The following is an 18,108-nucleotide window of genomic DNA, read 5'->3' on the forward strand; positions in this document are numbered from 1 at the left end:
GGCGTTAGTAATCGATGGGGTCACGAATGATCGGGCAGGTCATGCAGTGGCCGCCGCCCCGGCCCCGGCCCAGTTCGCCGGCGCTGATGGTGATGACCTCGATGCCAGCCTTGCGCAGCAGGGTGTTGGTGTAGGTATTACGGTCGTAGCCGATGACCACGCCTGGTTCGAGGGCCACCACGTTGTTGCCGTCATCCCACTGTTCGCGTTCGGCGGCGAAGCTGTTGCCGCCGGTTTCGACCACCCGCAGCTTGACCCCGAGCTGTTCGCCGACCACGTCGATGAACGACTTGTTCACGCGGCGCACGTCCATGCCGTACGGCTTGCTTTCGTCCGGGCGAATGATGAACGGCACGATTTCCTTGACCACTTCCGGGAAGACCGTGACCAGGTCGCGGTCGCAGAAACTGAACACGGTGTCCAGGTGCATGGCGGCGCGCGACTTGGGCAGGCCGGCGACCACCACTTCCCTGACCGCACCGTGGGCGAACAGGCTCTGGGCCAGCTGACCGATGGCCTGGCGCGAGGTGCGCTCGCCCATGCCGATCAGCACCACGCCATTACCGATCGGCATCACGTCGCCACCCTCGAGCGTGGCGTTGCCGTGGTCCTTGTCCGGGTCGCCATACCACACCTGGAAGTCGGCGCTGGTGAACGCCGGGTGGAATTTGTAGATGGCAGTGGTGAGTAGCGTTTCCTGGCGCCGTGCTGGCCAGTACATCGGGTTCAACGTGACGCCGCCGTAGATCCAGCAGGTGGTGTCACGGGTGAACTGGGTGTTGGGCAAAGGTGGCAGGATGAAGCTGGAGTGCCCCAGGTAGTCGTTGTACATCTTGACCACTTCGGCGCCTTCGCTCTGCGGCAGGTCCTGGCCGGCCACGCCGCCGATCAGGAATTCGGCCAAGTGGCGCGGTTCGAGACCTTCCAGCCAGCTGCGCACTTCATTGGTCAGGCCCACGCCGACGGTATCGGCGGTGATCTTGCGGTCCAGAATCCACTTCAGCGCTTCAGGTTGCTGCACGATGTCGGTCAGCAGGTTGTGCATTTCCAGCACATCCACGCCACGCTCACGCATCTTGGTGACAAAGTCGAAGTGGTCACGCTTGGCCTGGTCGACCCAGATCACATCGTCGAACAGCAGTTCGTCACAGTTGCTCGGCGTCAGGCGCTTGTGCGCCAGGCCCGGTGCGCACACCATGACTTTGCGCAGCTTGCCGGCCTCGGAGTGCACACCGTACTTCTGTTTTTCAGCGGACATGGTTTCATTCCTCCAATGGGACGAAAGCGTGGTCAAAGGGTCAGGAAGCCGTCGTACAGGCCATAGGCTGCCACCAGGGCGCCGATCACCACGGCGGCGAAGATCAGTTTTTCCACGTTGGTGAAGATGGGTTGGCCCACTTCACGCTTGGCCTTGGCGAACAGGATCGCGCCAGGGGCGTACAGCAATGCCGACAGCAGCAGGTATTTCACACCGCCGGCGTACAGCAGCCAGATGGCGTACAGCAGGGCGATAGCGCCGATGATCAAGTCTTTCTTGCGTTCGGCCAGGGCCTGCTCATAGGTTTCGCTGCGCAGCGCCAGCAGGAAGGCGTAGGCCGCCGACCACAGGTAGGGCACCAGAATCATCGAGGTGGCGAGGTAGATCAGCGACAGGTAGGTGCTGCTGGAAAACAGCGTGATCACCAGGAAGACCTGCACCATGGCGTTGGTCAGCCACAGCGCATTGGCAGGTACCTGGTTGGCGTTCTCGCGGCGCAGGAATGCCGGCATGGTGTGGTCCTTGGCGGCGGCGAACATGATTTCGGCGCACAGCAGCACCCACGACAGCAAGGCCCCCAGCAACGAGATGATCAGGCCGACACTGATCAGTACCGCCCCCCAGTGGCCGACCACATGCTCCAGCACGGCGGCCATCGACGGGTTCTGCAGCTTGGCCAGTTCCGGTTGGGTCATGATGCCCAGCGACAGCACATTGACCAGTACCAGGAACAACAGCACGGTCACGAAGCCGATGACCGTGGCCTTGCCCACGTCGGCGCGCTTTTCGGCGCGTGACGAGAAGATGCTCGCACCCTCGATACCGATGAACACCCATACGGTGACCAGCATCATGTTGCGGACCTGGTTCATCACACTGCCCAGTTCGGGCGTGCCCCGGCCCCAGATGTCGGCGGTGAAGATGTCCAGCTTGAAGGCGAACAGGCAGATCAGGGCGAACAGCACCAGCGGCACCACCTTGGCCACGGTGGTCACCAGGTTGATGAACGCCGCTTCCTTGATGCCGCGCAAGACCAGGAAATGCACGGCCCATAGCAGTAGCGAGGCGCCGATGATGGCGGCTGGCGTGTTGCCCTCGCCAAAGACCGGGAAGAAGTAGCCCAGGGTGCTGAACAGCAGCACGAAGTAGCCGACGTTGCCCAGCCAGGCACTGATCCAGTAGCCCCAGGCCGAAGAAAAGCCCATGTAGTCGCCAAAGCCGGCCTTGGCGTAGGCATACACCCCGCCATCGAGGTCTGGTTTGCGGTTGGCCAGGGTCTGGAACACGAAGGCCAGGGTCAGCATGCCCACGGCAGTGATGGCCCAGCCGATCAGTACCGCGCCAACCCCTGCGCTGGCCGCCATGTTCTGCGGCAGCGAGAATATGCCGCCGCCAATCATCGAGCCGACCACGAGTGCAACTAATGCACCGAGTTTCAATTTTCCGGATGAATCAGACATTTAACAACTCCTGCCAGGAGAAAGTTGACGACAGCATAAATCCGCCGTCTCAGCCATTCGCTGACGTGGGTCAGGTCATGGTGCCGTGAAGTAGGAAAAAACCTTCACGGTGCTCCTGGAGTGTGCCGACATCTCAAGCTGCAGGCCTTGCGCGCTGGCACCTCCATGTCATTCTAGAGCAAACGCTCTGTTCAGCCTGCGATGCTTGACGCTAGCCGCTTTCGCGGCTTTCGCCACTTTTTTACGCATATTTCAAGTTTTATCACTTTCTTTTCCAGTGACTATCTAGCTGCTAGTTTTTACAGAATCTATTTATAGATAAAACTGTTATTACCGCGCGTCTTTTTGTGAATGGGTTCACTATAAGCAAGCGTTTCTATATGGCCGCAAACGCTGTTGCATTCGTATGACATTGGCGAAAAAACGGGGGATACATGAGCGAACCGGGTCAGAAGCTACGCTTGGGCGCGCTGATCGCGTTGGTGGTCGGCTCGATGATTGGCGGCGGGATATTCTCGTTGCCGCAGAACATGGCGGCGCGTGCCGATGTAGGGGCGGTGCTGATCGGCTGGACCATCACTGCGGTGGGCATGCTGGCCCTGGCCTTCGTGTTCCAGACCCTGGCCAACCGCAAGCCGGAACTGGACTCGGGAGTATATGCCTACGCCAAAGCCGGTTTTGGCGACTACATGGGCTTCTCATCGGCCTGGGGCTACTGGATCAGCGCCTGGCTGGGCAACGTCGGTTACTTCGTATTGCTGTTCAGCACCCTGGGTTTCTACTTCCCTGTATTTGGCGAGGGCAATACGCCTGTCGCCATCGGTTGTGCCTCAGTCCTGCTGTGGGCGGTGCACTTTCTGGTCTTGCGCGGCATCAAGGAGGCGGCGTTCATCAACCAGGTGACCACCGTGGCCAAAGTGGTGCCCATCCTGATTTTCGTGGTGATTGCCGCATTCGCCTTCCGCGCCGATATCTTCACCCGGGATATCTGGGGGTTGAGCAACCCTCAGTTCGGAGGTGTGCTGGAGCAGGTGCGCAACATGATGCTGGTGACCGTATTCGTGTTCATCGGCATCGAGGGCGCCAGCGTCTACTCCGGGCGGGCCCAGCGCCGCTCCGATGTGGGCAAGGCCACGGTCATCGGCTTTCTCGGTGTGCTGGCGCTACTGGTGCTGGTCAACGTGCTGTCCCTCGGGGTGATGACCCAGCCGGAGCTTGCCGGTTTGCAGAACCCTTCGCTGGCGTCGGTGCTGGAGCATATCGTCGGCCCTTGGGGCGCATTGCTGATCAGTATCGGCCTGGCGGTTTCGCTGCTGGGGGCGTTGCTTTCCTGGGCATTGTTGTGTGCCGAGATTCTTTACGCCACCGCTCGTGACAAGACCATGCCGCGCTTCCTGGCCAAGGAAAACGCCAACCATGTACCGGCCAATGCCCTGTGGCTCACCAACTGCATGATCCAGGGTTTCCTGCTGATCACGTTGTTCTCGGCCGGCACTTACACCAGCCTGATCTACCTGGCGTCGTCGATGATCCTGGTGCCTTACCTGTGGTCGGCGGCCTATGCGCTGCTGCTGGCGGTGCGTGGCGAGAGCTACGCCGCGCAGCCACGGTTGCGGCGCAAAGACGTGCTGGTGGCGCTGGTTGCCTTGCTCTACGCCATCTGGCTGCTGTATGCCGGCGGGCTCAAGTACCTGCTGTTGTCGGCGTTGCTGTATGCCCCGGGCGTGATCCTGTTCGCCAGGGCCAAGCATGAGCAGCGGCAAACCCTGTTCACCACGTGGGAAAAGCTGATTTTCGCGGCCGTGCTGGCAGGCGCGGCGCTGGCCGCCTACGCCCTGTATTCAGGGTTGCTGAGCTTGTGATGGGGCTGCGCAGGCGTGCTCCGGGCGTGACCAGATCCACAGGTTGCCCAGGGTCATGCCGGCGATGGCGAGGAATACCGGCCAGTGGTGTTCGAGAAAGGTCAGCATCAGGCCTGCACAGAGCAGCATGCTGAGGGTAGCGCTGACCTTGGCGCGGCGCTGGATCACCTTGCCGTTGCGCCAGTTGTACAGAATCGGCCCGAACAGGCGGTGGTTTTCCAGCCAGGCCGACAACCGTGGCGAACTGCGCGTTGCAGCCCACGCTGCCAGCAGGATGAATTCGGTGGTTGGCAGGCCGGGAATGACGATCGCGACCAGGCCCACCCCCAGGCTCACGTAAGCCAGTATTCCATACAGCAGGCGGGCGAGTTTCGAGCGGGCGGGTCGGGTCATGGTCTCACTGCAAAAAACGGTGCGGCCACCGGAAGGGTGGCCGGCTAAGGCGTATCAAACCAGCGCAGCATCTGCAGCATAGGCATGCTTGAGCAGCTCGGTGAAGCGCTCGAATGCCGCTACTGCGCCGCGCTCGGCAGCCGCGTCTTCTTCGGCCGACAGGTCCAGGGCATCCAGGATGCGGGTGAACTGCTTCCAGCCTTCAGCACGGCCACCGGCCGGCTCGCCCAGGTGCCGGGCGCCGAAGCTGTCGGACAGGCCTAGCGCTGCGGCCCGTTTGATCAGAAACGCAGCGCCCAGTTTGGAGCCTTCGGAGACGAAGATCCAGCCCATTGCCTCGCCCAGGCTCGGATTGGCCAAGGCACCCGGCACCGCGGCCGGCACCTGGGTGTCGAGGTCGGCGAGGTCGAGGCGGGCTTGGTCGGCCCGGCAGCGCGCGGCCAGGTCGGGGACGATGGCAATCAGTTGCGGGTCGTTGTACAGGGCCTGCAGCTCGGATTGGAACAGGTACTGGGCGACCACGAAGCGGGCGAAACTTTCGCGGCTGTCGAATGGGGCGTGGGATTTGACCAGGGCATCCAGTTCGGCGTGCGGGGCGTGGGTGATCTGGTTCAGGCGCTGGGAGCGCAAGGCTGGGCGGTCGGTCATGGGGCAGTCCTTGGAAAGAGGGCGTCTAGAGACAAGACGAAGCAGCGGGGGCGGAACAGTAAAAAAACCGGGTATCTACCGACGGGTCATTGCGTTGCCTGTGGGATCAGGCGCCGCGCGGGCGGCGCCTGATCCCACAGGCGCTGCAAACCTGGTACCTTCAGATATCCCACACCACATTGATGCCGAAGTTGCGCCCCGGCATGCTCAAACGGTCGATGTTGGCCGGCTGGGTCACAGCCGCTTCACCCTGGCCGTCATAGCTGCGTACCGAGTCCCACTGCCAGTATTTCTTGTCGGTCAGGTTGTACAGCCCGGCGTTGATGGTGACGTCGTCGGTCACCTTGTAGAAACCGGTCAGGTCCAGCACGCCATAGCCTGGCGTGCGGAACTTCGTGCTCGAACCGTCTGGCGAGTAGAAGGTGCTGTCGTCGACCCGGGTCTTGCGCTTGACCAGCGTCCAGCTCAGCAAGCCACCATAGTTGTGTTGCTCGTAACCCAGGCCGAACACGCCTTTGAGCGGGTTGACCGTGTTCAGCGGTTCGCCGGTGTCATCGTTACGGCCATAGGTATAGGCAATCGAGCCCTGGGTATACAGGCCTTGTGGCGCTCCGAAGTGGTCAAGGTTGAGGCGGCCCTTGACCTCGGCGCCCTTGATGGTGGCGTGCTTGATGTTGTTGGCCTGGAAGGTCTGTTCCAGGTTGGCGCTCTGCACGGCGTCTTCGTCGATGAAGTCGCGGTACTTGTTGTAGAACACCGCCACGTCGAAGTTACCGGCGTCGAAGTTGCCGCGCAGGCCGGTTTCGTAGCCCTTGCTCTTTTCAGGCTCCAGCCCTGGGTTGCCTTCTACCCGGTAGCCTTGGTCTAGGTTGACGAATTTCCCGTACATGGACTTGGCGGTCGGCGTGCGGAAGCCCTCAGCGTACTGGCCGTACCAGGTGTAGTGGTCATCGAAGGCGTAGGTCAGGCCGAACTTGGGCGAGACGCGGTGCCACGTCTTGTCCGAGTCGTCCTGGGAGGTGGGCGCGGTGGCGGTGGACTCCAGGCCACGCAGGAACGCCTCGGTGAACTTGGGCTGCATGCGCGTGTAGTCGTAACGGGCGCCTGGCAGGAAGGTCCAGCGGTTCCAGCGGATTTCATCCTGCACGAACAGGCTGTAGGTGTTCACGGTCGGGTCCGGGAAATCACTGACCAGCACCTGGCCGTCGGCCGGGCGCGGCGCGCCGGCGGCAGCGCAACCCGAGCCTACGGCCAGGCAGGTGCCCGTGCCACTGCGCGACCCGGTGATTTTCTCGTGCTTGAGGGTGGTGCCGTAGGTCAGCAAGTGGTCGGTGCTGCCGATGCTGAAGGCTTTGTCCAGCTGGGCATCGAATACCCACTGGCGGTCCTTGTAACGTGTGTCGCGGGTGCGCAGTACCTGGCGGCCAGGTGGCGCATAGATTTCATCGGTGTGCTGGTCGGTCTTGGCGACCTGGTAGTTCAGGCTCCACTTCACCTGGTCAGCGAACAGCGTGTCCAGGCCGAATTCATGGTTGATGCCGAAGCGTTCGCGGGTGATGGTGTCGTTGCCGCTGCGCGCCTTGTAGTAGCCCATGCCCCCGAACCCGGGTATGAACGGCCCTCCCGCGGCGCTGAGGATGTTCTGGTCGCGGTCGTCCTTGTAGCGCTCGTAAGTAACGCCCAGGCGGGCGTCGTCAGCGTAGTTCCAGCCTGCCTTGGCCAGCACGTTGGTGGTCCGCACGTCCATCGGGTTGGCTTCGGTACGGGCCAGGCCGGCACCGCTGTGGTGGCCTTGGGTCTCGGTCTCGTGGCCATTGCGCTGGCTCAGGTGCAGCAGGCCGTCGACATCGCCCTGGCGCCCGGCGACGGTGGCCGAGGTCAGCCAGCTTTCGTCCGCCGAGCTGTAACCGCTTTTCAGGCGTGCACCAACATCCTTGCCTGGCTTGATGATGTCGTCGGGGTCGAGGGTGAAGTAGCTGACCGCGCCGCCGATCGCATTGCTGCCATACAGCACCGAGGCCGGGCCGCGCAGGATTTCCACGCGCTTGACGATTTCCGGGTCGACATAGTTGCGTTGGGTTTGCGCGTAGGGGCCGTAGAAGAAACTGTCGGGGATCGCCACACCGTCGACCTGGGTGAGAATCCGCTCGCCGTCGATACCGCGGATGTTGTAGCCGTTGAGGCCACTGCGCTGGCCGGTGCCGGCCACCGACACACCCGGTTCGTAACGCACCAGGTCCTGGATGTTGTTGACGTTCTGGCGGTCCAGTTGCGCTCGGGTCTGCACGCTGACCGTGCTCGGCACCTGGCTCACGTCCTGGGCACTGCGGGTGGCGCTGACGGTCACTTGCTGCAGCGCGATCACATTGTTCGCGGCCTGGCGTTCGAGTACCACATTGGCATTGCCGATCTTGCGAAAGCTCAGCCCGGTGCCCTGCAACAGGCGCTTGAGCGCGGCATCTGGCGGCAGAGCACCCTGTACACCGGGTGAGGCCACGCCTTCGGCCAACTCGGCGCTGAAGCCAACCTGCCAACCGGTGACCTGGCTGAAGGCGTTGATGGCCGACACCAGCGGTTGCTGGCCGATGCTGAAGCGGTAATCGCCCATGCGCGGGCTGCTGGCGCGGGCCGGTTCGGCAGCCAGCGCCGGCAGGCTGCAGGCGCCGCTGGCGAGCAATGCCAAGGTCAGCAGCGAAAGCTGCCCGGTACGGCGGGGAAGGGAAGACGAGCGGGTAATACCTGTGTACATCGGAAGCGCTCCCAAACGTGCAGACAGTTATAGGTGTCTGTTCTCGTTTGTTAAACAAGAATCAGTTGCATTGGCTATAACGAGACGGATGGGGGCGCAAAACCGCGTAAAAATAAATGCAAAAGCGTTGAACAGGCATGCCGGGCTGCGCGGCGGCGTGGCCGTAGGGGAGGCAAACAGTCAGTTCAGGATGACCAGCGCCGGGTACTCATGCAACTGGGCGGAGGTGATGTGAGCCAGCGCGCGCAGGGTTTCCAGCGGTTGGTCGAGGCGGTAGTTGCCGGTTACGGCAACGTCATCCAGCTGGGTATTGCGGTTGATGATCCAGCCGGGGTAATAGCGCCGGACTTCGGCCAGGACCTGGCTCAGCGGGCAGTTTTCGAACACCAGGCGGCCATCGACCCAGGCCAGGTCCTTGTGCATGTCGGGGCGCTGGCGCTGGCCAATGCCCTGGGGGCCCACACTGATGCTGTCGCCAGCGCTGAGGCGTATGCGCTGGTCACGCGCACCTTGCAGGTCGACATCGCCGCGCTGCACCCGCAGTTGCGCTTCACCGTTGAGGTAGCGCACGGCGAAATCGGTATCGCGTGCTTGCGCGCGCAATGGCCCGGCCTGGACTTCCAGCGGCATCGGCGCGTTCTGCGGCACCTGGAAGTAGGCTTCACCCTGCAGCAGGCGCGCGACCTGGCGGCCGCCGCGGCGGTCACTGGCGAACGCCGAATTGGTATTCAGCAGCACCTTCGCGCCATCGTCCAGTTGCAGGCGCTGGCGTTCGCCGACCACGGTCAGGTGGTCGGCCTGCAGGCGTGTCGGCAGGTTACCGAAGGTCACCAGCCCAACCAGCAGCACGGCTGCCGTCGCCAACGGCTTCCAGTGGCTGCGCAGGCGCCCGCGCCACGACCGACGCTGCTGCCGGTGCATCTGCGTGGCCACCTGGTGCAGCGGCATACCGTTCCACAGCGCTTCTGCCTCGACATAGGCTTCGGCGTTTTCTGGCGCTGCGCTCAACCAGGCCTGGAAGGCGAGGGTGTCGTCGGCATCGGCGCCTTGCAGGCGTACCAGCCATTCCAGCGCCTCGTCCATGGCACGCGCACGGGCATTGGGCCCGGCAGGTGACGGGCGAGGGGCGGGGCTGTCGGTCACGGGGAATCCTTGCGTGGTTTTTTGCAAATGATCAAGGCTACGGCGTGGTGTGGCAAGGGCTTTACGTTGAGGGGCTGGCCAGCGGCCGGTTTACTTCAGGCGCTCGGCGACGCCCATGCAGATGGCCATGATCAGCTTCAGTTCCTTTTGTACCGTACTGGCCGAAACATTCAGTTGCTGGGCAATTTCCAGGTAGGTGGCGCCATGCAGGCGGCTGAGAATGAAGATGCGCTGCTGGCGCTCGCTCAGCTGGTTCAGGCTGATGCTCAGGTGCTTGAGCAGTTGTTCGGCGTGCGCGGCATCCTCGCTGCTGCTGGCCGGTGCGGCCACGCTGTGCAGCACCTCGTCGGGCACGTCGTCGACCAGCATGCGGGCCTGCACCCGGCGGGCGCGCAAGTGGTCGAGCGCCAGGTTGCGGGCCGTCTGGAACACGAAGGGTTCGATGTGCTCGACAGGCCGCTCGCCCAGGGCGCGCGACACCCGCAGGTAGGTTTCCTGCAGCAGGTCCTCGGCGGTGCTGGGGTTGCCGACCATGCGCTGCAGGGTGCGCAGCAGGGAAAGGCGCTGGAGGAGGAAGACGGCGTTGAACCGGGACTGACTCACGAGAAGACCTGACCGACCAAAAGATAATGATAATGCTTATCATCTATGCGGAAGGTCAAGTCTGGAAATGTTAGGAAAAGGTAAAGATTGTGAGCCCGCTGGTGGCTGGGAGAGGATGTTCTGTGTATTCGAGACCGAGCGCCGCCCGCGCGGCGCCGGGTCTCACAGGCGCCCAAAGTGCCCCGTCAGGCTCACCGGGCCCTGCACAACGCCAGGCAGTTATCCAGCATGCGGTTGCTGAAGCCCCACTCGTTGTCATACCAGGCCAGCACCTTGAGCATGCGCCCGTTGGCGCGGGTGTGGTTGGCATCGAAGATCGACGACAGCGGGTTGTGGTTGAAATCGCAGGAAACCAATGGCAACGCGTTGTAGCCCAAGACCTTGGAATGCTTGCTCGCCTCGAGGAACAACTGGTTGACCTGCTCGGCGGTGGCCTCGCGCTTGAGGTTCACGGTCAGGTCCACCAGCGACACGTTGATCACTGGGACCCGCACTGCCATACCGGTCAGTTTGCCGGCCAGTTCCGGCAATACCAGGCCTACCGCCTCGGCCGCGCCGGTCTTGCTGGGGATCATCGACTGGGTTGCCGAGCGCGCGCGGTACGGGTCGCTGTGGTAAACGTCGGTCAGCACCTGGTCGTTGGTATAGGCGTGGATGGTCGTCATCAGGCCTTGCTCAATGCCGAACTCGCGGTGCAGCACCTGGGCGATCGGTGCCAGGCAGTTGGTGGTGCACGAGGCGTTGGAAATGACCTGGTGCGAAGCCCGCAGCACGTCATGGTTGACCCCGTACACCACGGTGGCATCAGCCCCTTTGGCCGGCGCCGAGACAATCACCTTGCCCGCCCCGGCAGCCAGGTGGGCAGCTGCCTTGGCCCGCTCGGTAAACAACCCGGTGCATTCGAACACCACATCGATCGCTTCGGCCTTCCACGGCAGTTCGGCCGGGTTGCGAATGGCACTGACCGCGATACGGTCACCATTGACCGTGAGGCTTTCGTGGTCGGCCTCGACCGTGGCGTCGAAGGTGCCGTGCACGCTGTCGTACTTGAGCAGGTGGGCGTTCATGGCGCTGTCGCCCAGGTCGTTGATGGCGACGACCTGCAGGTCCTGGCGGTAGCCTTGGGTATACAGTGCGCGCAGGACGTTGCGGCCGATGCGGCCGAATCCATTGATGGCGATGCGAAGGGTCATGGCAGTACCTCTGGCAGTCCGAGTGAAACCTGTGGCACAAAGGAGCTTCACTGAAACGGTTTTGTTGTTGGAATTACAAGATTATTCACTATCAGATAGAAAACAAGCCTTTTTAGTGGCAGTATTTTGTTTAAACATACAACGAGTGGTGGGGCAAGATGCCTCTACCGATGCAGCGGGCTCCTGGTATTGAGCCTAGGCGGCAATCGGTTGGAGGGGAAATGCCCGGTAAACCGCCCTTACAATTAGTCTGGAGTCCAGTACATGCATCCGCGCATCCTTGAGGTCACCCAGCGGCTGGTCGAACGCAGCCGAGCCACCCGCGAACGCTACCTGCAGCTGATTCGCGGCGCGGCCAGTGACGGGCCCATGCGCGCCAGCCTGCAGTGCGCCAACTTCGCCCACGGGGTGGCCGGTTGCGGCAGCGACGACAAGCAAACGCTGCGCCTGATGAACGCCGCCAACGTGGCCATCGTCTCGGCCTACAACGACATGCTGTCGGCCCACCAGCCGTACCTGCACTTCCCCGAGCAGATCAAGCAGGCCCTGCGCGAGGTCGGCTCGGTCGGCCAGTTCGCCGGTGGCGTGCCGGCCATGTGCGACGGCGTGACCCAGGGTGAGCCGGGCATGGAGCTGGCCATCGCCAGCCGGGAAGTGATTGCCATGTCCACCGCGGTAGCGCTGTCGCACAACATGTTCGACGCCGCGCTGATGCTGGGCATTTGCGACAAGATCGTCCCCGGGCTGATGATGGGCGCGTTGCGCTTTGGCCACTTGCCGACCATTTTCGTGCCGGGCGGGCCGATGGTTTCCGGCATTTCCAACAAGCAGAAGGCCGACGTGCGCCAGCGCTATGCCGAAGGCAAGGCCAGCCGCGAGGAGCTGCTGGAGTCGGAGATGAATTCCTACCACAGCCCGGGTACCTGCACCTTCTACGGCACCGCCAATACCAACCAGCTGGTGATGGAGGTGATGGGCCTGCATCTGCCTGGCGCGTCGTTCGTCAACCCGTACACGCCGCTGCGCGATGCGCTCACCGCCGAGGCCGCGCAACAGGTCACGCGCATGACCAAGGCCAGTGGCAGCTTCATGCCGCTGGGCGAAATCGTCGACGAGAAGGCGCTGGTCAACTCCATCGTTGCCCTGCACGCCACGGGTGGCTCCACCAACCATACCCTGCATATCCCGGCAATTGCCCAGGCTGCCGGCATACAGCTGACCTGGCAGGACATGGCCGACCTCTCCGAGGTCGTGCCCACCCTGTCGCATGTCTACCCCAACGGCAAGGCTGACATCAACCACTTCCAGGCCGCTGGCGGCATGGCCTTCCTGATCCGCGAGCTGCTCGATGCCGGCCTGTTGCACGAAGACGTCAACACCGTCGCCGGCCACGGCCTGCGCCGTTACACCCAGGAGCCGTTCCTCGATGATGGCAAGCTGGTATGGCGCGAAGGCCCGCTGCAAAGCCTGGACGAAAGCATCCTGCGCCCGGTCGCGCGGCCGTTCTCGGCCGAAGGCGGCCTGCGGGTGATGGAGGGCAACCTGGGGCGTGGCGTGATGAAGGTTTCGGCTGTAGCTGCCGAGCACCAGGTGGTCGAGGCCCCGGCGCGGGTGTTCCACGATCAGCAGTCGCTGGCCGATGCATTCAAGGCCGGTGAGCTGGAGTGTGATTTCGTGGCCGTGGTGCGCTTCCAGGGCCCCCGCTGCAATGGCATGCCCGAGCTGCACAAGCTCACGCCGTTCCTGGGCGTGCTGCAAGACCGCGGCTTCAAGGTGGCGCTGGTTACCGACGGGCGCATGTCCGGCGCCTCGGGCAAGATCCCGGCGGCGATCCACGTGTGCCCCGAAGCCTATGACGGTGGCCCGCTGGCACGGGTGCGCGATGGTGATATGGTGCGCGTTGATGGTGTCGAAGGCACGCTGCGGGTACTGGTATCGGCCGAAGAACTGGCCAGCCGCGACCTGCCGCCGGCGCCCCAGGGCAATGACCTGGGGTGCGGGCGCGAGCTGTTCGGCTTCATGCGCATGGCGTTCAGCCCGGCAGAGCAGGGCGCCAGTGCCTTCACCTCTGCCCTGGAGAACCTTAAATGAAGGACCTGCTGGTTGGCGATATCGGCGGCACCAACGCCCGTTTTGCGTTGTGGCGTGACAACCAGTTGCACGAGGTAAAAGTCTTCGCTACCGCGGACTACACCAGCCCGGAGCAGGCTATCGAGGCCTATCTGCATGGCCAGGGCATCGCCCGCGGCGGCCTGGCCGCGGTGTGCCTGGCGGTGGCAGGGCCGGTCGAGGGCGACGAGTTTCGCTTCACCAACAACCACTGGCGCCTGAGCCGCCTGGCGTTCTGCAAGACCTTGCAGGTCGAGCGGCTGGTGTTGATCAATGATTTCACCGCCATGGCGTTGGGCATGACCCGCCTGCAAGAAGGCGAAGTGCGCCAGGTGTGCCCCGGCCAGGCAGACCCCACGCGCCCGGCACTGGTGATCGGCCCGGGCACCGGCCTTGGCGTGGGTTCGCTGCTGCGCCTTGGCGGGCAGCACTGGCAGGCCTTGCCGGGCGAAGGCGGGCATGTGGACCTGCCGGTGGGCAACGCCCGCGAAGCGGCGATCCACCAGCAGATCCACCAGCAAATCGGCCATGTCAGTGCCGAGACGGTACTCAGCGGGGGTGGCCTGGTACGGCTTTACCAGGCCCTGTGTGCGCTGGACGGCGACACCCCACGGCACACGTCCCCGGCGCAGATCACCGATGCAGCACTGGGCGGCGAGCCACGGGCACTGGCGGTGATCGAGCAGTTCTGCCGGTTCCTGGGGCGCGTGGCCGGGAACAATGTGCTTACCCTGGGCGCGCGCGGTGGGGTCTATATCGTTGGCGGGGTCATCCCGCGGTTTGCCGATTTGTTCCTGCGCAGCGGGTTCGCCGCCAGCTTTGCCGACAAAGGCTGCATGAGCGGCTACTTTGCGGGTGTGCCGGTGTGGCTGGTGACGGCGGAGTTTTCCGGGTTGCTGGGGGCGGGTGTGGCGTTGCAGCAAGCGCTGGACCATTGACTGGGGTCGCTTTGCGGCCCATCGCGGGCAAGCCCGCGATGGGCTGCAAAGCAGCCCCAATAAAAACAGGCAGCAAAGACCTGTAACCAAGAAGAGGAAGGACCACCTTGAGCACTGCCGGCAAATCGATCCTGATGGTCGACGACGACCAGGAAATCCGTGAACTGCTGCAAACCTATTTGAGCCGCTCCGGCTTCCAGGTGCATGCCGAAGCCGACGGCGCGGGCTTTCGCCGCGCGCTGGACAGCAGCCCCTGCGACCTGGTCATTCTCGATGTCATGTTGCCCGATGAAGATGGTTTCAGCCTGTGCCGCTGGGTTCGGCAGCATCCGCGCCGGGCGCGTGTGCCAATCATCATGCTCACTGCCAGTTCCGATGAAGCCGACCGGGTCATCGGCCTGGAGCTGGGTGCCGACGACTACCTGGGCAAACCGTTCAGCCCGCGCGAGCTGCAGGCGCGGCTAAAGGCCCTGCTGCGCCGCGCCGAGTTTGGCCAGGCGGCGCCGGGGAACGCGGTGCTGGCCTTCGATGACTGGCGCCTGGACACGGTCAGCCACCGGCTGTTCCACCGCGATGGTGAGGAGGTGATTCTCTCCGGTGCCGACTTCGCACTGCTCAAGCTGTTCCTCGACCACCCACAGCAAATCCTCGACCGCGACACCATCGGCAACGCCACCCGCGGCCGCGAGCCGATGCCGCTGGACCGTATCGTCGACATGGCGGTCAGTCGCCTGCGCCAGCGCCTGCGCGACACCGATAAACCTCCCCGGCTGATCCGCACCGTGCGCGGCAGCGGTTACCTGTTGGCGGCGCATGTCTGCTGTGCGCCCTGAGCGGCGCTGGCGCTTGCTGCCCCGCTCACTGCTGGGGCGCATGCTGCTGCTGACCCTGCTGGTGGTGCTGCTGGCCCAGGGGTTGTCGAGCATCATCTGGGTTTCCCAACTGCGCGCCAGCCAGTTGCAGGGGTTGCGGGCCAGTGCCAGCAGCCTGGCCCATTCGATGAGCGCCAGCGTCAGTTACTTCCGGTCGTTGCCAGTGGCCTACCGGCCGCTGGTACTCGATCAGTTGCGCAGCATGGGCGGCACGCGGTTTTTCGTATCGCTCAACGCCACCCCGCTGGACATGCAGGCGTTGCCCGTCACGGCGCGCAAGCAGGCGGTGATCGATGTATTCCAGCAGGTGTTGCACGAGCGCCTGGGGTCGCAGATGGAAATTTCCGTCGAATTCGTCGGGCCTGACGACCTGCGTATCTTCAACAGCGGCCTCAAGCTCGACGAGCTGCCGCGCTCGTGGGCGCATTACTCGCTGACGCTCGAGCCCCTCAAGCCACCGGTGCTGGTCACGCAGATCCGCCTGGGTGAGGGGGAGTGGCTGTACATCGCCTCGTTGCTGCCCGAGCCGTATACCGGCCTGGAAGCCGAACGCCTGCCACGCCAGCAGGTGGGGTTCATGGTGCTGACCACGGCCTTGCTGTTGCTGTTCATCGGCTTGCTGGTGCACTGGCAAAGCTGGCCACTCAAACGCCTGGCCCGGGCCGCGCGGGAAATGTCGCTGGGCGCTGATGTGGCGCCGCTGGCGGAAGGTGGCGGCAGCGAAGTGGTCGAGGTGAGCCGGGCGTTCAACAGCATGCGCGAACGTATCAGCCGTTACCTGACCGAACGCAGCCAGTTGTTCAGCGCCATATCCCACGACCTGCGCACACCGATAACCCGCCTGCGCCTGCGTGTCGAGCTGTTGGAAGACGAGCGCCTGCAAGCCAAGTTCAGCCAGGACCTGGACGAGCTGGAGCTGCTGGTCAAAGGCGCCCTGCAATGCGTGAAGGACACCGACATCCACGAGAACATCGAGCCCGTCGACCTCAATCAGGTGCTGGATATCCTGGCCGAGCCTTACCTGGCCGATGGTCGCGTCACTGTGTACGGCAAGGCGCTTGCACCGTACCCGGGCAAACCTCTGGCCCTGCGGCGCTGCATCGGCAACCTGATCGACAACGCCATCAAGTACGGCGAACGGGCGCAACTGCGTATCATCGACAGCGCCGAGGGCTTTGTGCTACAGGTGGATGACCAAGGGCCGGGGGTACCCCAGCAGCAGCTGGAGCAGGTGTTCGAGCCACACTTCCGCCTGGCCGCCCAGCAACAGGGTTACGGGCTGGGGTTGGGGATTGCACGCAATATTGCCCATAGCCACGGCGGCGAGGTGAGTTTGCTGAACCTGCGCGACGGCGGGCTGCGGGTAACCTTGTTCCTGCCGCGAGGCATGGACTGATTTTCCGTGTTGCCTGCAAGGGCCGCACGGGTTTCAAGGTTTGCACTCAGGTCACTCAATTGTCACTGCCCAGTGACAATCCCAGCCTCCTTCGTGACATCTGCCTCGACCCCGCTGGCTAGAATTCGCACACGACTGGCAAGGATAAAGCTGGCTCATGATTACCCACCTACTGCCCTCCACCAGCTGGCTGAAAGCCCCGGCTCATACGGCCTGGCGCCTGGCCGAGGCCCAGCGGCTGCTGGCCTTTGCCAAAGCCGCGAAACGCCCGGACGGCTTCGGCAACCTGGATGCCAAAGGCCAACTCGCCGCTGGTGCCCGCGCCGAAACCATGAACACGGCGCGCATGACCCACTGTTTTGCCCTGGCTCACCTGCAAGGCATTCCAGGCTGCCTGGCCTACGCCGAGCACGGCGTGGCCGCCCTGCGCGGGGCCATGCAGGATGCCAGCTATGGGGGCTGGTTCGCTCACCCCGATGGCCAGCAGGACAGCGGCAAGGCCGCCTACCTGCATGCCTTCGTCGCCCTGGCCGCCAGCTCTGCCGTGGTGGCGGGCGCCGCCGGTGCCAGGGGCCTGCTGGCAGACGCCATCGAGGTGATCGAGCGGCATTTCTGGAGCGAAGCCGAAGGTGCCCTGCAAGAGGCTTACTCCCGTGCCTGGCAGTTGCCCGAGCCGTACCGTGGCGCCAACAGCAACATGCATGCGACCGAGGCGTTCCTGGCCCTGGCTGATGTCACCGGCAACACGCTGTGGCTGCAACGCGCGTTGCGTATCGCCGAACGCATCATCCATACCCATGCCGCCGGTAGCGGTTACCGGGTGATCGAACACTTCGACGTGCACTGGCAGCCCGTGGCGGACTACAACCACGACCACCCCGCCGATCATTTCCGGCCCTTTGGCACCACGCCTGGGCACGCCTTGGAATGGGCGCGTTTGCTACTGCAACTGGAGGCCAGCCTGCAACGTGCCGGGCTGCCGGCACCGCAGTGGCTGGCAGAAAGTGCCAGCGGGCTGTTCGAGGCCGCCTGCCAGCACGCCTGGAACGTCGATGGCGCAGAGGGTTTCGTCTACACCCTGGACTGGGCCAACCGCCCGGTGGTGAATGCGCGCCTGCACTGGGTGCACGCCGAAGCGTGCGCCGCCGCCGCGGCCTTGTTGCAGCGTACCGGCGAGGCCCGTTACGAGCAGTGGTACCGCACCCTCTGGGGGTTTATCGCCAACCACTTCATCGACCCTGTGGCGGGCAGCTGGCACCACGAACTCGATAGCAACAACCGGCCGGCCGGGACCATCTGGCCGGGCAAGCCCGACCTCTATCACGCCTATCAGGCGCTGCTGCTGCCAGGCTTGCCGCTGGCGCCCAGCCTGGCCAGCAACCTGGGCAGCAATGTAACCAAATGATGACATTCACGCATCGCTTCGTTACCTGACGGGGCGGGCACGCTGTTTAGACTCCATGCAACGCAAGCGTTTGACTTGC

The 18,108-nt window shown here is 63.7% G+C and carries 15 protein-coding genes; 7 read left to right on the forward strand and 8 right to left on the reverse strand.

Translation table 11 applies throughout. The features are described from left to right. Window positions 1-4: 4 nt before the first annotated feature. Both arcA and arcD (AACG97_RS05310) read right to left on the reverse strand, forming a co-directional pair. Window positions 5-1,258, reverse strand: coding sequence for an arginine deiminase (gene arcA / locus AACG97_RS05305; protein WP_009683387.1), 1,254 nt, complete (start codon window positions 1,256-1,258; stop codon window positions 5-7). 32 nt (window positions 1,259-1,290) lie between these two features. Beyond that, on the reverse strand, window positions 1,291-2,718 hold the full coding sequence (gene arcD / locus AACG97_RS05310; RefSeq protein ID WP_009683388.1) for an arginine-ornithine antiporter: 1,428 nt from the start codon (window positions 2,716-2,718) through the stop codon (window positions 1,291-1,293). A 434-nt stretch (window positions 2,719-3,152) separates the two neighbouring features. On the opposite strand from arcD (AACG97_RS05310), the gene arcD (AACG97_RS05315) reads away from it, so the two are divergent. After that, window positions 3,153-4,580 (forward strand): arginine-ornithine antiporter, encoded by a 1,428-nt coding sequence (gene arcD / locus AACG97_RS05315; protein WP_054881592.1) that lies wholly within the window; start codon window positions 3,153-3,155, stop codon window positions 4,578-4,580. Here arcD (AACG97_RS05315) and AACG97_RS05320 read toward each other — a convergent pair. The 6 genes from AACG97_RS05320 to gap all read right to left on the reverse strand — a co-directional run bounded on the left by AACG97_RS05320 (window position 4,560) and on the right by gap (window position 11,309). Next, window positions 4,560-4,973, reverse strand: a complete 414-nt coding sequence (locus AACG97_RS05320) for a YbaN family protein (RefSeq protein ID WP_009683390.1) — start codon at window positions 4,971-4,973, stop codon at window positions 4,560-4,562. The genes arcD (AACG97_RS05315) and AACG97_RS05320 overlap by 21 nt on opposite strands. A gap of 54 nt (window positions 4,974-5,027) precedes the next feature. Next, the gene (locus AACG97_RS05325; protein WP_054881593.1) at window positions 5,028-5,621 is read right to left on the reverse strand and encodes a biliverdin-producing heme oxygenase; all 594 of its coding nucleotides are present in this window, start codon (window positions 5,619-5,621) and stop codon (window positions 5,028-5,030) included. A 160-nt stretch (window positions 5,622-5,781) separates the two neighbouring features. Further along, the gene (locus AACG97_RS05330) at window positions 5,782-8,370 is read right to left on the reverse strand and encodes a TonB-dependent receptor (protein WP_054881594.1); all 2,589 of its coding nucleotides are present in this window, start codon (window positions 8,368-8,370) and stop codon (window positions 5,782-5,784) included. 180 nt (window positions 8,371-8,550) lie between these two features. Continuing rightward, window positions 8,551-9,513 (reverse strand): FecR family protein, encoded by a 963-nt coding sequence (locus AACG97_RS05335; RefSeq protein WP_047150079.1) that lies wholly within the window; start codon window positions 9,511-9,513, stop codon window positions 8,551-8,553. A 90-nt stretch (window positions 9,514-9,603) separates the two neighbouring features. Continuing rightward, entirely contained in the window at window positions 9,604-10,116 is a 513-nt protein-coding gene (locus AACG97_RS05340; protein WP_009683395.1) for an RNA polymerase sigma factor, read from the reverse strand. 191 nt (window positions 10,117-10,307) lie between these two features. Beyond that, window positions 10,308-11,309, reverse strand: a complete 1,002-nt coding sequence (gene gap / locus AACG97_RS05345) for a type I glyceraldehyde-3-phosphate dehydrogenase (RefSeq protein ID WP_054881597.1) — start codon at window positions 11,307-11,309, stop codon at window positions 10,308-10,310. On the opposite strand from gap, the gene AACG97_RS05350 reads away from it, so the two are divergent. The 6 genes from AACG97_RS05350 to AACG97_RS05375 all read left to right on the forward strand — a co-directional run bounded on the left by AACG97_RS05350 (window position 11,308) and on the right by AACG97_RS05375 (window position 18,029). Then, window positions 11,308-11,502: a hypothetical protein gene (locus tag AACG97_RS05350; RefSeq protein WP_197886541.1), complete on the forward strand. Its 195-nt coding sequence runs from the start codon at window positions 11,308-11,310 to the stop codon at window positions 11,500-11,502. The genes gap and AACG97_RS05350 overlap by 2 nt on opposite strands. A 71-nt stretch (window positions 11,503-11,573) precedes the next feature. Beyond that, window positions 11,574-13,400: a phosphogluconate dehydratase gene (edd, locus tag AACG97_RS05355; protein ID WP_009683397.1), complete on the forward strand. Its 1,827-nt coding sequence runs from the start codon at window positions 11,574-11,576 to the stop codon at window positions 13,398-13,400. Continuing rightward, on the forward strand, window positions 13,397-14,356 hold the full coding sequence (locus AACG97_RS05360; RefSeq protein ID WP_125855528.1) for a glucokinase: 960 nt from the start codon (window positions 13,397-13,399) through the stop codon (window positions 14,354-14,356). The genes edd and AACG97_RS05360 overlap by 4 nt, the downstream gene beginning before the upstream one ends. A gap of 107 nt (window positions 14,357-14,463) precedes the next feature. Continuing rightward, window positions 14,464-15,189 (forward strand): two-component system response regulator GltR, encoded by a 726-nt coding sequence (gene gltR, locus AACG97_RS05365; protein WP_054890322.1) that lies wholly within the window; start codon window positions 14,464-14,466, stop codon window positions 15,187-15,189. Next, on the forward strand, window positions 15,170-16,624 hold the full coding sequence (locus AACG97_RS05370; RefSeq protein ID WP_197886370.1) for an ATP-binding protein: 1,455 nt from the start codon (window positions 15,170-15,172) through the stop codon (window positions 16,622-16,624). The genes gltR and AACG97_RS05370 overlap by 20 nt, the downstream gene beginning before the upstream one ends. Before the next feature lie 157 nt (window positions 16,625-16,781). Next, entirely contained in the window at window positions 16,782-18,029 is a 1,248-nt protein-coding gene (locus AACG97_RS05375; RefSeq protein ID WP_225785869.1) for a D-mannose isomerase, read from the forward strand. Window positions 18,030-18,108: the final 79 nt, after the last annotated feature.

This window comes from Pseudomonas sp. Nvir (assembly GCF_963778085.1).
In the GTDB taxonomy this organism is placed as follows: domain Bacteria; phylum Pseudomonadota; class Gammaproteobacteria; order Pseudomonadales; family Pseudomonadaceae; genus Aquipseudomonas; species Aquipseudomonas juntendi.